Below are 15,343 nucleotides of genomic sequence, written 5' to 3'. Positions count from 1 at the left end.
ACGCGGAGACCGATGCGGTGAAACTCAACCGCCCATCGCGTGCCTGATCCGGTCATCGCGGACGCATTCCGAGAGACGCTGCCCCAGAGTTTGCCGTTGATGTTTGACAGGATGAGCGAGACACCGATCCTCGCTGTAAGGTGCGCTTGGACGCCTCGGTTCGGGATCGCTTCGATCACGTTTCTTTGCTGGATTGCCACGACGGCGGTTGCGGTTTCGCAAGAACGATTGGTCGATCACTTTCCCCAAGCGGCCGAGTCGGGCTGCATGACGTGTCACGGAGAAATCGAGCCGATTCGAGAAATCGGTTCCGAAATGCTGAACCAAATCATGGCCCGCGGGAAAGAGATGGGAGATCCGGCGGGTTGTGTCGTTTGCCACAACGGCGATCCGACCGAGACCAAGGACAAAGCGATTGCGCACGGGGGCGACAACTTCTTTCCCGATCCCGGCAGCCCCTGGGTGAACGAAGAGACTTGCGGCCAGTGCCACATGGAACAAGTGGAGATCCAGTGGCAAAGTCTGATGATGACCGAGGCGGGCAAGATCCAAGGAACGTGCTGGTCGTTCGGGGCGCTGACCGGTTACGAGCACAAGTTCGGCAACTACGCGGTGGAGAACCCCACCGACCCCAAGGCGAGGCTTGGTACCGACGTCTATCGCGACTACATGGAACGGTTGCGAAAGCTGGAACCCAACGTGTTTGTCGATCGGCACGAACCCTTGCCCGACGCAGTGGGTTTCGATGAATTGGAAAAGCTCAACGACAACCCGGAACTCGCCGCGTTCACCTACATCCGTCAGGAATGCAACCGCTGTCACCATGCCGTCAAGGGACGATCGCGGCGAGGCGATTTTCGCGGTATGGGGTGTTCGTCGTGCCATGTTCCCTACAGCAACGAAGGCTACTATGAAGGAAACGACCGTTCGATCCCGACGGACGAGCCGACGCATCCGCTGACCCATCAAATTCAGGGAACGCGTGAAGCGACCGTCACCGTGCATGGAACGAGCTATCACGGCTTGGCGGTTGAAACCTGCACGACGTGCCACAATCGCGGCAAACGCGTGGGCGTCTCTTTTCAAGGATTGATGGAAACGCCGTACACGTCGCCGTTCACCGAAACGGGATCCGGGACGCCCGACTTGCACTCCAAGCACTACATCGCGATGGAGCAAGACATTCACTATCAAAAGGGCATGAAGTGCCAGGATTGCCACACTTCGATCGACGTGCACGGTGACGGTTTCCTCAATCCGACGACCTTGGCTGCGGTGCAAATCGAATGTTCCGATTGCCACGGAACGCCGGACAAGTATCCGTGGGAATTGCCGCTCGGCTATATGGATGAATTCGACATGTCACCGGCCGATGGCCAGCCGCGTGGCGTCACCGATCAACAACTGCCGCACACCTGGGCCGGGTATCAACACGACAAAAAAGACGGGTATCTGTTGACTGCCCGAGGCAATCCTTACGAAAACACGGTTCGCGACGGCGACGAGGTGATCGTCTACACCGCCGAAGGCAAAGACCTGCGGCTGAAGCCGTTGAAGATGTTGGTGGAAGAAAACCAGATCAGCACGCGAGGTTTGGTTGCGATGCAGGGAGTTGCCAAGCACTTGGACCGGATGGAATGCTACACCTGTCATGCGAGTTGGACGCCGCAGTGTTATGGGTGTCACGTCAAAGTCGACTACAGCCAGAAAGATCGTTGCCCGGAATGCAATGAGTCACAAACCGGGTTCGATTGGGTGGCCGCCGGTCGCAAGCACATGCAACCGGAGTACCGAACGGCGGACGGTGAAGAGCAGTTCCAGACGGTGATTCCCGGCAAGGTCACCGAGAGTCGCAGTTACCTGCGATGGGAGGAGCCGATGATGGGAATCAACGGCGAAGGTCGCGTGACGCCGCTGGCGCCCGGCTGCCAGCCATCGGTCACCATCATCGGAGCCGACGGCAAAACGATTCTGCAAAATCATATTTTCAAGACGCCGCCCGGTACCGAAGGCAGTGGAGAACGCGGCCAGTTGGCGATCGACATGAGCCCCACCCAGCCACACACGATGACCAAAAACGCGCGGAGCTGTGAATCGTGCCACGCGTCGGACAAGGCCCTGGGCCTGGGAATCCCCGGGACACGACCGTGGAATGAATCACATTTCGCAGCTCTCGAAACAACCGACGGAACGGTGTTGTCCGAGCGGGCGAAACCGCAACAACCCGCGATCGAAAATCTGGATCATGATTGGTCGCAGATTGTCGACCGCGACGGAAACCAACTCGCCACGGTGGGCCACCACTGGAAACTCTCGCGCGCCCTGAACAAGCAAGAAATCGAGCAAATCGAGCGGGAAGGCACCTGCATTGCCTGTCATCAGGAGATTCCCGCCAACTCCGCCGCCATCAACCTTCTGCATCACATCGCCAAGTACACCGGGCAGCTCCCTAAAACCAACGAGCAGCACGCAGGGCTGATCCACAAGATCGTCCTCATGTCCGCTTGGGGGCAAGTCGCTGGCGTGGGGGGAGGATTACTCGCGGGCCTGTCCGGCGTCATCTGGTGGCGAAGAAGACGCCGCTGATCCACCAAAACCCCTTCCCTCTTCGATTGCCGGCGGCAGAGCCGACGGACAACCGAAAGCGGGGCGTGCAGTTTTAAAGTCACCCTCCTGGCAGGAGGGTCGAGCGAAGCGAGGGGAGGTCGAAAGGTGAATCGCGGCGCTCACTTCACTCTTGATGGGCGATCCCAAGCAACAACGCAAACCCTCTCCTCGCTACGCTCGACTCTCCCAGGGGGAGAGTGACGAAAACCTTTTAGTCTCAACGAATTAAGACCTGCTCGACCTCAAAGGGGGAGAGAGCGGGTTTGGCGTTCTTTCCCTGGGGTGGCGGTCACTCCGCTGCGCTCGTTCCCTGACCCCAGGCTATGTTGTGGATGCCCTTTGGGCAAACGCTGCGGAACGGTTTCCGCCTCAGATTCGGACCGGCCGCAACAATCAATTTTGCTCAGGTCAGGCGGGGGGTCAACCAAGGGCGATTGGAACGCCCGGACACTGGAACGCTGGCGACGAAGGTTGTCGCGAAACACTGGCGTTTCGCGTTTTACTTAATGCGACTGAAGCACGATCTCGACCGGATCGGTCTGTCCGTCGTCAATGTCGACCTTCAGCCCGCTGGTGTAGTAATCGGCATAGCGACGGGGGACGGTGTTTCCGTGCGAATGGGCTTCTTTGGCCAAATCTTCGGTCAACACGATTTGCACCACGACAACCTCGTACGGTCCCGGCGGCAGACCGATCTCCCCGTCTTGATTGGCGGGCTGGAATGCCCCCTCGGGCGTGATCCGACTGGCAAAACGTTCTTTGTCCGTCAGTCTGCGAAATTCGATACTGCCCGACGAAACAGGCGTTCCATCGTCAAATCGGACCACCCCGGATGTCGGACCGACGAACGAATCACAGCCCACGCACATGGCAACGTACAGGGCTCCCATCGCAAACAGGACGGCTCTGGTCATAACGCTGCTCACCGAGCCAGCTCGACCACGCGGGCATCGCGTCGATTCGCCAACGCCCCGAGGACTTTGGTGTCGGTGTCGGGGCTGTAGAAGCGAACGCTTCCGTCAACGAGGGCAAAATGAACGCCGCCCGGGTGCCAGCTTCCAAAGGAGAACATGTCTGCCAGCACATCGTTGGGGCCGTTTGCCAGCCGCAGCCCCGGACCTGCCAGGCGACAGGATGCGGGCAGATGATCTCCGTCATAAGCGGGCGAATCAAACGGAAACTGTTCCAATTTGGTGATCGGGACGAATTTCTCGCCGAACAGAAACGTGTTGGAGGTTCCGTCGCTGACCGATGCCATGCGAATCCGATCGGAAGGGCTGATCGCATCGCCATCTTTACAGTTGGGGCGAACACTGATGATGACTCCGGTGCCGTTGCCCCCGAAATAGAAATCGGTGGGCTCGCCGGTCGCTCCGGGGCTCAAGTCGCCATGGTTTCCGGCATAGTCGCAAAGCGCGCCGGGGACGTCGAGAGAGACATCGACTGGACGTGGCGGCAGGGGGCATCCGCAAGGCAAGCGACCGCCGCCGCCCGTCACGGTGGTCCGCAGACTGCGGGTGCCGACGGGGCTCGTGCCACTGCGTCGCGATGGACAGAGGAAAATGTCGGGAACGACGGTGCGAACGTCTTCGTCGTGCTGGTGCCACGGCTTGGAAAAATCCCACTGATCTGCCAGGGAGACTTGTTCAATGAACGGCATGACCCGGGCCAGCCAGGTGGGCGTTTCCAACCCACATTGATCGGACGGCTGGGCGTCCGGTCGCGACTCGTAGCGTGCGGGCGGAAAATACTTAAAGGCATCGTGGTGCATTTGCGTCGCGAGGGCCAATTGCCGCACTCGATTGGAACAATCGACGCGTCTTGCCGCTTCCCGCGCAGCCTGCACGCCGGGCAGCAACAAGGCAACCAAGATTCCAATGATTCCGATGACGACCAGCAACTCGATCAGCGTAAAACCGACCCGCGAGACTGACGTTTTCATTCATTCACTCCAGAGCTTCACTGATTGAAGAGGTCCGGTCCGACCACCGAGGATTATAGTTCGTCGGTGGCGGTCGTGCGCCAGCTGATCTGGATCCTGCGATGTTTTGTCAACGACGCTCGTCAAACTGCGGAAAACACGGGAAGATGCCGGCTGAGGTTGTTCCCGTCGCGTGACCGGGGTTGGCCGTCGTTTCGTGTGCGATACTGCACGTTTCGCCGCGGAAAAGCACTACGACGGATCGCGAAAGCTTGCGACCCAACGCGAATTGGTGGCAAAGATTCCCTGAATCACTGCCTTGACCTCCTCCGGCTCGTAGGGGTCGTGTTCCAGTTCGTGCTCAAGCAGTTCCAGCTTCTTGCGGATCAGGAACCCCTGCATGCTCTGGTAACGCCGTAGTTCGCCGCATCGCAGGAAGGTGCCCACCTCCAGACGTCGGCTCCACTCTTCCCAAACCGGTAGCCAGAACAGAGCGTGATCCTTGTTGCCGCTGTTCGCAGCCGACAAGCACTCCGCGCGGGCCAAGGCAATTTCTTCCAAGCATTCCTCCGGCGGCGGGTAGTAGGCGTAGCAGGCAACGACACTCAGTGCCACCAATCCGGCCAACAGGGTTGCTCCCAGCACGGTTCGCGGAACGATGACGTCAAATCCTCGCGGTCCGTTCACTTCGGCCGTTTCTGGTTTCGCGACCGCCAACCTTGACTCGTCAATCGCCAGCGCCCGCAGGATCACACCGAGTGTCACAAACCCGGCGAGCACCGCCATCGAGATCCAGCCCGCTAGGTCTGCCTGTTTCGAGATCACTTCTTCGCACGCGGCCCAAACATTTTGAGGAAACGATGACAGGGGGTTGGCATAAATGTCGAACGCATGGGTATGGCCGGCGGGTTGCACGCCCGGCGGCACAAGCGGTTTGTTGATGCCATACGAAATACCGACGACAATCAACACGAGTCCGGCCAGCCACAACGCCGACGGTTTCCATCGGTAGTGTTTGCCAAACCAAAACGGTGTGGCGAAATTCATCCCGGTTCCAAGAATCAGCAACGTGAAGGCCGCGCCGGGGGAATTGGCATGTTGAAACATCATGCCCAATTGGCTCATCGCCAACATCGGCGTTGCGTAAACCGGCACCGCGACTAGTAACATCGTCAGTGGTGCCATCGGGTCATCGCGTTCGACACTGTGTTGCATCGCGCCGAATGGCAAGATAGCCGCCAAGAGCGCGAGCCCCGAGAGGGCGAGCAGCGTCAAAGCCAGCGGAATCCCCGACGCGTCGCGCGCCATGTGAACGACCGTTGCCGCCAAACGACGCGAGCCAATTAATTCGGAATCACTCTCCTCCCGGTCGAAATCAGCCGTCTGCTGCCGGCGTCGATCCAGAGAATCCCACAAGCACCCCAGCGCGGTCACGATGATCAACGAACCGAGTGCAAACAAGATGATGACCAGCGGTCGACTCAACGTCAGCCCGTACAGCAACGACAACGGGTTGAACAGCGGCGCCGACAGGGCGAACGCGGACATCGCACCCGGTTTGACACCCGAACGCCGCATTTGGATCAAAATCGGCAACACACCGATGGAGCAGACCGGCAACAGCATGCCGACCAACCAGGATTGGGGCAGGCTTCGTAGCGAATCGCCACCGAACAGCCGGCGTGTTCCATCACGTCCCAGGTAGTAACGGAGAATCGCGGCGATCAACAACCCGACCAACAACGTCGGGGCGGCGGCGATGAAACCTTGAGCGATGCGGAGCAGTCCGCCGACTAGCATGACTGGTGCTGAATTCATCGCGATGCCCCTTTCCGTGAAGCGAATGGATCCGGAATCTTGGAGAGTGCCTGATCAATCTGTTCACACAACGCGAATGTTTGCCTGCGATTGGACTCGGTCAACGCACTGCCGGCGGCGCGGAGTTTCGCGGCCAGCGACTCCGCGGCGTGATCGAGCGGGATCCAATCCTGTTCGGACAAGTTCGTGTCGGCGGCGATCTCCGGCACCCAGCTGACGATCTCTGCGACTTCGTCCGCCAGCTGTTGCGCCTCGTCGGGATTTTCGTCAACCGCGGCTTCGATCGCATCGAGCCTGGCACGAAGTTTCGCGGACGCATCCGCCAGATCGCTTGGCCAATGTTTCGCCACCTCGTGGTCGTGTTCAAAATGAGACGTTTTGGGCGATCCCGGCTCGCCGACACAGCCGATGACGCCGAGCAACAACGCCAAGAAAAGCGATCGCAAATGAGCCGACCGGGCGGGTGAAGCTTCTGCTGCCCCAGGGCATTGAACGACGATGCGTCTGGGCAGGAGCTTCGGATTACCGGAACGTCGCGTCGTCACTGGGGATTTTCTGGCAATGATCATCACTTGTACTCCGGAGCGGGGACGGAATTCATGATCCGATCGATCACGTTGTCCACGGTTTCACCACGTGTCAGCAAACGGACCGACAGAACCGGATGGGCGACCTCGGCGACGTCGGTCGGCGTGACGAAATCGCGTCCTTTCAACATCGCCCAAGACTGCGAGACCGCTTGCCAGATCACCATGCCTCGTGGACTGACTCCCAACTCGACCGCTTCGTCGTCGCGACTGGCTTCGACCAAGTCGATCAGGTAGTCGGCAACACGCCGATGTACACTCACCGATTGCGCTCTCTGCTGCAGAAGTCGCAGATCGGTCAATGACAGGGGCGAATTCAATTGGGCATCGTTGTTGTTTCCCGTCAAGTCGCGAACTTCCCGCTGCAGAATCCGACGCTGGGCTTCACGATCCGGATAACCGATCCGCAGCTTGATCGCGAATCGGTCGAGTTGGGCTTCGGGCAACGGGTACGCGCCGTGAGAGTCGATGGGATTTTGGGTGGCGATCACAAAAAACGTCGGCGACAAGGAGCGGGGGCTGCCGTCGATCGTGACTTGTCGCTCGGCCATCGCTTCCAACAGCGCGCTTTGCGTTCGCGGCGTCGTGCGGTTCAATTCGTCGGCCAACAGCACGTCGGCAAAGACCGGACCGGGTCGGAATTCAAACTCGCGGGTCTTCTGGTTGAACAAACTGAAACCGGTGATGTCGGCGGGCATCAGATCGGGTGTGCACTGGACGCGCGACAAGCGACCGTGAATCCCCGCCGCGATCGCTTTGGCCAGCGTCGTTTTTCCCGTGCCTGGCAAATCATCCAGCAACAAGTGCCCTCGTGAGAGCAGGCATGCGATGACCAAATCGATTTGTTCTGTTTTGCCCAGAAGCACTCCGCGAAGATAGTCTCGCAGAGATCGAAGGTCGGATAACGAATTGGAATCGGCGGATTCCTCGGGGGAGATGATTCCGGCGGTCAGATTCATGACGTCGCCTCCTTGGTTAGAGCGGTGATCGTGCGGACGCGAAGCAAGTCGACCAGGGCGGTCGTGTCACGTTTGCAGGGTTCAATGCCGGCACCGAAAAACAAGGCGTCGGCGTCATCAGAAAACTGTCGGGCCGCGCTGGCGAGCGTTGCGTCGGCGCGGGTGAGTTGTTCCAGCCAGGCTCGCTGAGATTTTCCGATCGGGCGACGTTGGCCGGCCAATCGTGCCCGCGTCTCGATGATTCGAATGGCCAATCGAAGCCGCCGGTGTGGTCGCAGCCAACGAGCCTGACTCCAGGCCACCGCGAGCAACCAATCGATCCAAAAACAACGCGTCAGGTAAACGCATGCCAATGCCAACGTCCCGCCGACGATGATGTGCCAAGATGCGGCAGTAAACCGACGTGCGAGCAAGATCCACGATGGTTTGTAATGCGGTTGCCGGAATCCCGGCGTCGGTTCGATCTCAAACCAACGGCCATCCTGCAGTTGCACTTCGGCCCACACGTGGACATCTCGCGGAAGCACCGAAGCGTGCCCGGCGGTGATGTCGAATGCATCGGGGCGAACATAAAATCCGGTGACCAAACGCGAGGACAAGCCGATCTGACGCGCCAACAGTGCTGCCGTCGTGGCGAACAGATGATCGCCGCCGTGACGCGACTGCAGGAACTCCGCCAACGAACTCGCGGCCTGGTCACCTTCGCGTTCGAACGTGAATTCCGTGCGAAGATGGTTGATGATGGACTGTAACTTGTCGAACGTGACGGTTTGGTCTCCGACGATTCGATCCGACAACTCAGCGATTCCGGCAGGCAGTGGTTCCGGCCGCACCCGCTCCTTTAAACCTGCCCGAATTGCATCTTCCGTCAAATTGACGCTGGCCGCGTGCACAACCGTCAGTGGCGGCACCTTTTCGCGTCCCGGCATGAAAAAGCAGCCGTCGCGTGTGATGCCAAAAAAGTCTTGTCGATCGATCTGTTTGATATGCACGCCGGCTGTCATCATCGGAACCGGCAGCCGCGGCGAGTCGAGCCGTATGATCTTGAGCAGCCCGACCGACGAGTCTTCCGGGGCACGCGACAGCGCGGCACGCCCGAGCGGATCAAAAAACCATGTTCTATTGTTGATGTCGACTCGATTAAGCGACATGTTTTTCCGGTTGGACGACTGCGACCATTCTCGCCCGTCAAAGGTGTCGTAGCGGTGCATCGCCAAACGGATGCCGGTTGGCCCATCCCACTGGACCACGCTTGCCTCGTTCGCGTCCTTGGAATGGAGGTGCTTTTTCGGTCGCGTCCGCTCGGTCGAAAACGTCCCGCCACCTTGCTCACTCTTTGCGGTCCGCTGGTGCGACGGGATGAAGTTTTCGTTTCCCAGCGCTTGTGCACGTTCCCACTTGTTCTTTGTCTTCTTCGGTTCGCCGATCATGTCATTGAACATGTCGAACAGCGTCGGCTCGGTCGATTCCAAGAACATGTCCGAGTCGACGGCACCGAAGGATTCGGCATGATCTTTGGCTGCAACCGCGGCGTCGCCGGTACCAAGCCCGCTGCGGGCGGCCGGGTCGGACCATTCACTGCCGCCACTGGTGGGCATCACGCCGATCGCCAGTCGCCCCGATGACGTCAGGCGATCCTTGACCGAATAGGCACCGGCTGTCAGCACCAGCATCGTGACAAGCAGGATGCCGGGCCGCAATGACCAAGTCCGCTGCACTGAATCGGGCATCGCCAGATCCAGGCGTTCCCAATGGTTGGCGATCAAATGCCAGACGCAACCGAGCATCCAGACCAACGGCAGCAACGCGGCGTGCCGGTTGTCGGAGATCACGGCACAAAACAGCACCAGAAACCCGCTCAGAACGAGCGACAAACTCCGAACGCGATTGGTCGTCGCCGCGGACCCCATGGAAAGGGCGAGGGCGCCGACGGTCGCAAGCGTTGACATCTCAAAGGCAATCGGCGAACCGAACGCGCGGGCAGCGATGGCAAAAACGATCGGTGTGAACGCCAGAACGGCCGTCGCGGCACCCGCCAATCGTTTCATGGCCCGTTCAGTTGGTGAGCCGCGACGCATGAGTGGCCGCGCGTCGCCCCTTTCACGATGCCTTACCTCCGGCCCGCCGAACGGATCCGCATCGTGTCGACTCAAACGACAAGTCCTGCTGAATTCGGCGACCAGGAAAGCGATGCACAGCGTTCCCAGTTCCATCAACAACCAGTACCGAGACTCCACGCCAACGCGAAGTGCTGCCACCGCTGAGACGGCCAACGCTGCCAACCCGATCGTTTCGATGCGTCTACGCGACCAGGTTGGCATCACGCACCTCTGTCCAAAACGCAAACAATTGAGACGCAAGGTCGTGATCGCGACGAATCACTTGATGCGAATGACGACTCATCAACCGTGGATTCACGCTGGGGTCGGCGACGCAAACCACAATGTCACCGCGATGATCCGAAGCAATCGTGATCGAGGTCTGTTGTCGCGACAAATTAGGACTGCGTTGATCGCCCAAGCCTCCCTCCGGGACGTCCGCCAGTGCATCCATCATCTGCAACCATCCCTCCCAGCCTCGTTTAACGTGAAAGCGACGCTGTCCGAGGTGCACCCGCAGTGGAACCGCTGATTGATGCAAGTTGGCCAGCACACTGGCGGCGACTCGAATGCGATCTGCCAATTGATCACGATTGGATGGCCCTGCCACGTCGACGATCACCTCCACGCTTGGGCACTCCGGGCCACTTCGTTCGGTCACCACCAACTCACCCGACCGCGCCGTGGCGACCCAATTGACTTGTCGCACACAATCCCCGCGACGATACTCCCGCACCCCAACAAAATCGCCAGTCCGACCTGTTCGGTTGCCTTCTCCGGATTCGGCGTTTCGTCGACCGGTCATCGCGGTTTGCCCGGCGATCGAAAACACTCTGGGCCAGACGGTGACCGATGCAACGTCTTGCAACTTTCGTTTGGCCGTCCATATCCCGAAGGGAAAGGAACACGTCAGTATCGCATCGCCGTCGGGATAGCGTCCTCGTAACTCTGGCTGGACCGAAAAACGATAATTCGAAATCGCCCAGGCATGAACGAACGCCAACGCAACGGTGGGTGTGGCCGCTTGGTCGCTCTGTTCGCGCGTGCGATCCAAGAACCCTTCGACCGCCAATCCCCAGACGGGAAGCGGCAACCGGTTTCGCACGGCCAGATGCAATTCGCACCGATCGCCTTCATGAATCTGTGCGTTGCCGCAGGTCACGCGGCAGTTCACTGCACGAACCGCAACGGCCGGCCACACCATCCCAACGGCGATGACCGACGCGAGTGATGCGGCCAGCGTCCAGCCGATCGGCGCCAGATAAAGACCGACGATCACGCTAACGGCGGTGGCCAGCACGAACCAGCCGACGGGTTCTTTCAACCAACAAACGAAACGATTGGCCCACGGGCAAAAATCGGTTGTCAACAATCGTGACCACCAACCCCGCTCCGAGGGCGCAGCATGAACAATGGCCATGGAGACACACAAGGGGTAAGTCGTCGGGGCATTCATTACTGTGCCTCTATTCATGGAATCGCCAAAAGGCTTCGCACGGAACGCGCGTATTTCACGACACGGTTTGGTCGGACCGGGCGCCGTACAATGACGCACGCCCGCACGAAGCTGGCTTGGTAACGCACGGATTCGCAGCGCTCGCTGATCGGCGCAAACCGACTGCGAGAGGCAACCTGCCGGACCAGCTCTCGAAACAGAATCGGCGCAGCGGTAGCCGGCGCGGTTCCAATCGGAGCGGTGATCCGGGGGTGAAACGCGAACTAAACGTCTAGAGAATGGCTTCGCACGGGGGACCACGCAGCGGTGGCACGAAAACGAAGCGAGCGACGTCGACAGTCGGCCGTGTGCGTTCATGCATCGGATGCACGGCATCACAGACGACCAATGTTGACGCGCCGGCAATCGATCCGCAAGGAGCGGCCAGCGATTGGCAGACCGCGCACGAATCAGAATCATGCGGAGGCACCGATTCGATCGGCCGGTCGGGTTCCGATGCGTCGTTCGATGCCGTCTCGCAATGATGCGAATGACAGCTACAAGAATGCCCCGACGGCGTCTTTGCGGCGGCGTGATGGCCATCGCATGTGGCCACATGCAACCAGCCCGGTGCGTGCCCGAGAACGAGCACGCCGCACAGAATGATCGTCGAAAGAGATCGGACCAACGAAGCCATCAAAGACAATTCGATTTGGGTATATCGTGTAGACAGCGGTCCGACCAAAGACTCTTTGCAATACGTTGACGCGAATACGTCGGTTCGTCAAGTCGTCAAAAAAAATCGTGACGCTCGGCAGCAGCCCCGGTTCACGCCAGCCTAGCACCGTCGGGAACCGACCTGTCGGGGACCGCCAAGATGACCGATCCGTCGTCGCGATAGAATCCGACGATCAGAAACTCTGACATGAACGTTCCGATCTGCTTCGGTGGAATGTTTACCACTCCGATGATTTGTCGGCCGATCAGCTCCGCTTTGGTGTAATGATCCGTGATCTGGGCGCTCGTCCGCTTGGTGCCCAACCCCGCCCCAAAATCGACCGTTACCCTGTAGGCTGGCCGGCGTGCCTTCGGCAGATCTTCGACGGCGATGACCGTGCCCGCTCGCATGTCGAGGTTTTCGAACGCCTGCCACGCGGTGACGCCGGTTTGCATTCCCGCTTCCGCCAGACACAGCGCGATCACCTCGTCGACTCGCCGCTCCCGGGTCTCCGGCTTCTTCGCCGTCGACACTCGCAGACATTGAGCGCGACGCTTGCCGGCGGTCCAGCTTTCCCACACCGACATCGCCGACTCGTTCGCATCGAGCGCGAACTGCAACTCGGTCGGCACGACGACCGCTTCAGGATCAGCGATGTCGAAACTGACGCGAGCCGTATCTCCCGGCGAAAGCCCGCATTCTTTTTGCAACTTCTTCGACACCATGAAACACCACTTGCCCTTATTGCGCATCACCCCGCACTCGATGCGAATCCCGTTGATCTCGCCGTCGATCCGCAATCGCTTCGATTTGCCGAAGTCCAACTGCGAAGCAATGCGGTTTGGCAAATAGACGAGCGTGTCGGTGATCTTGGCGTCGAAGTGGTAGCGATAGTCACTCATGGTGTCGAAATCCGAGGGAGCCGGTGAAAAATTCCGAGGCGGATGAACGGTTTGGCCAGCATCCAGGATGCGCTCATGGCCGAACGGGTTCAAGACTTCTCGCTGCAAACCGGATTGCTTCAGTCCCCTCCCTGGTTCTCGGGCCCAACTCGCTGATTTCTCAACTGAATCACGCGGCATCGTTTCCGAAATCGGGTTGGCATGCTTCTTGTACCCCGTTGCAACGATCGAGACCCGTAAGCACCCGTCGCACGACGTATCCGTCCGATTGCTCGGCATCCTCCCATCCGAGGAACGCCCGCAATCGTTTCGTGGACGCGCAAAAGTCAACTCGCTGCCAGGAAATCGACCAGATTGGTCGCGAGAACGTCACGGCGAGTGCGGCAGTTTGTCTCGTTCACCAATAATTTTTAAACGGTACGCGGCATGCAACCGCGGTTAGCCGGAACGTAAGACAGGCCACAGCAGACACGACGAGGACAAACCTCAAATGAAGATGGGATCACGTGGCGTTACGCGTCCGATGGCGGAGTCGAAGATGCGTGAATCAAAGGATGACGACACCAGCGCCGACGGCTCTCATGAACACCACATGACCGACGAAGACCGTTTTTCGATGCTGGAAATGCATCACCAGCAGACGCTGTGGATTTATTGGACGCTTCCCCTGCTCGGCGTCTGGTTAATCACCGCCCCGTTCAACTTTGGATACCTCAACGAATCGTTGTGGGTCGATCCCAGTGGCGGGCGCGGCCCTTGGTTTGCGGAGGAATCGACGCCCGAGTTGCGTCAGCTGCGCGCCTGGTTGATGACCTACAGTGACGTGATCAGCGGAGTCTTGTTGCTGGTCTTCGGCTATAGGACACTCAAGCCGAATCGGCCTTACAGTCTCTGGGCATGCTGTTTTGTCGGCGTTTGGTTAACCGTCGCCCCGATTGCGTTTTGGGCTCCCACGGCTGCTGCCTACGCCAACGATTCATTGATCGGAATCCTGGTCATGGCGTTGACCATTTTGATTCCGGGGATGCCGAACATGATCATGTTCATGCAGCACGGCCCGGCTCAGCCACCGGGATGGAGCTACAACCCATCCAGTTGGCCACAGCGATGGATCATGATTGTGACCGGATTTCTGGGCTTCATCGTCTCGCGATACCTGGCGATGTTTCAGCTGGGATACATCGACTATGTGTGGGATCCGTTTTTCGGTTTCGCCAACAATACTGAAAAGGTGCTGAATTCAAAGATGTCGCACCTGTGGCCGATTTCCGACGGAGGCCTGGGCGCGATGTCCTACACCTTTGAGTTCATGATGGGGTACATGGGCAGTCCCTCTCGCTGGCGGACGATGCCGTGGATGGTCGCCTTCTTTGGGATTCTCGTCATTCCACTCGGTCTGACACACATCTTCTTGGTCATCTCACAGCCGGTTATCGTTCACGCATGGTGTGCGATGTGTCTGCTGGCGGCATTGATCATGCTGCCGATGATTCCGTTGGAAGTTGATGAAGTCATTGCGATGTTCCAACACGTCCGGCAAGCGAAGCAGCGCGGCGATCGGGGTGGTTCGTTGTGGGCCATCTTCTGGAAGGGTGGCAAAGCCGACGGTTGCACAGCCGATGAACGATCTCCAGCGCTGATCGAGTTTCCTGACAGGCCGGTCGGGCTCTTCAAAGCATCCATCTGGGGAATGAGCTTCCCGTGGACGTTGGTCGCCTGTTCGCTGTTGGGAGTGGTCACGATGTTCCTACCGACGCTGTTTGGGATCGACATCAAGGCCACCGCAGCCGACATCGGACATCTCAGCGGAGCGCTGATCGTCACCGTCTCAGTCGTCTGCATGGGCGAGGTGATCCGTTCGGGCCGCTACTTGAACGTCGGCTTGGCCATGGCACTTGCTGTCGGTCCGTGGCTGCTCGGGGACTCGCCAACCGGGTATGCGATGACAGCCACGGTCGTTGGCATCGCCGTTGCGGTCCTGTCGATACCGCGTGGACGTGTTGAACAGACCTACGGAAGCTGGGATCGATTCATTCGATGACCGGAGATTTCGGCAGTACGCACGTCCATCGCAGGGCCAGAAAAACCAAGCGTGCGATTGAGTTGTTGAGTTGCGGTGGGACGCCGCGTTTCAGAGGACGGCGGCGACACTTTTTGTTTTTGTCCCGCTGGTTCTTCGTGGATTTTAGTGGCTAATCGCTCAGGACCCAGGTTTTTCGAGGCATTGCTGCGATGTCCGAATGGGGAGAGCGAGGACAAACGCTCGGTTCAAACGACCCTCAGCCGCCGCAGGCCAC

10 protein-coding genes are annotated in these 15,343 nt (G+C 59.1%); 2 read left to right on the top strand and 8 right to left on the bottom strand.

What is annotated here, in order from left to right:
* The first annotated feature begins 39 nt into the window (after positions 1-39).
* The gene (locus tag NZK35_RS22720; RefSeq protein ID WP_259634819.1) at positions 40-2,586 is read left to right on the top strand and encodes a cytochrome c3 family protein; all 2,547 of its coding nucleotides are present in this window, start codon (positions 40-42) and stop codon (positions 2,584-2,586) included.
* Between the two features lie 524 nt (positions 2,587-3,110).
* On the opposite strand, the gene NZK35_RS22715 is transcribed toward NZK35_RS22720, so the two are convergent.
* The 8 genes from NZK35_RS22715 to NZK35_RS22680 form a co-directional block, all read right to left on the bottom strand.
* A complete protein-coding gene (locus NZK35_RS22715) occupies positions 3,111-3,521 on the bottom strand; it encodes a carboxypeptidase regulatory-like domain-containing protein (protein ID WP_259634818.1) in 411 nt (136 codons plus the stop codon).
* Between the two features lie 8 nt (positions 3,522-3,529).
* Positions 3,530-4,549, bottom strand: coding sequence for a DUF1559 family PulG-like putative transporter (locus NZK35_RS22710; protein ID WP_259634817.1), 1,020 nt, complete (start codon positions 4,547-4,549; stop codon positions 3,530-3,532).
* 231 nt (positions 4,550-4,780) lie between these two features.
* Complete coding sequence (locus NZK35_RS22705; RefSeq protein WP_259634816.1) at positions 4,781-6,346, bottom strand: permease; 1,566 nt, start codon at positions 6,344-6,346, stop codon at positions 4,781-4,783.
* Entirely contained in the window at positions 6,343-6,777 is a 435-nt protein-coding gene (locus NZK35_RS22700; protein ID WP_259634815.1) for a hypothetical protein, read from the bottom strand. The genes NZK35_RS22705 and NZK35_RS22700 overlap by 4 nt, the downstream gene beginning before the upstream one ends.
* A 137-nt stretch (positions 6,778-6,914) precedes the next feature.
* Entirely contained in the window at positions 6,915-7,892 is a 978-nt protein-coding gene (locus NZK35_RS22695; protein WP_259634814.1) for an AAA family ATPase, read from the bottom strand.
* The gene (locus NZK35_RS22690; RefSeq protein ID WP_259634813.1) at positions 7,889-9,940 is read right to left on the bottom strand and encodes a transglutaminase-like domain-containing protein; all 2,052 of its coding nucleotides are present in this window, start codon (positions 9,938-9,940) and stop codon (positions 7,889-7,891) included. Before NZK35_RS22690 ends, NZK35_RS22695 begins: the two co-directional genes overlap by 4 nt.
* A 253-nt stretch (positions 9,941-10,193) precedes the next feature.
* On the bottom strand, positions 10,194-11,315 hold the full coding sequence (locus NZK35_RS22685) for a DUF58 domain-containing protein (protein ID WP_259634812.1): 1,122 nt from the start codon (positions 11,313-11,315) through the stop codon (positions 10,194-10,196).
* Positions 11,316-12,254: 939 nt separating this feature from the next.
* Positions 12,255-13,046 carry a tRNA-binding protein gene (locus NZK35_RS22680; protein WP_259634811.1) on the bottom strand — a complete coding sequence of 264 codons (792 nt, stop codon included), beginning with the start codon at positions 13,044-13,046 and terminating at the stop codon, positions 12,255-12,257.
* Between the two features lie 538 nt (positions 13,047-13,584).
* Between NZK35_RS22680 and NZK35_RS22675 the strand changes: the two genes are divergently transcribed.
* Positions 13,585-15,087: a vitamin K epoxide reductase family protein gene (locus NZK35_RS22675; protein WP_259634810.1), complete on the top strand. Its 1,503-nt coding sequence runs from the start codon at positions 13,585-13,587 to the stop codon at positions 15,085-15,087.
* Positions 15,088-15,343 lie beyond the last annotated feature (256 nt).

This window comes from Stieleria sedimenti, assembly GCF_025060895.1.
Classification (GTDB): domain Bacteria; phylum Planctomycetota; class Planctomycetia; order Pirellulales; family Pirellulaceae; genus Stieleria; species Stieleria sedimenti.
The sequence above is the reverse complement of the archived record's forward strand: the minus strand, read 5'-3'. Positions and strand labels throughout refer to the sequence as shown.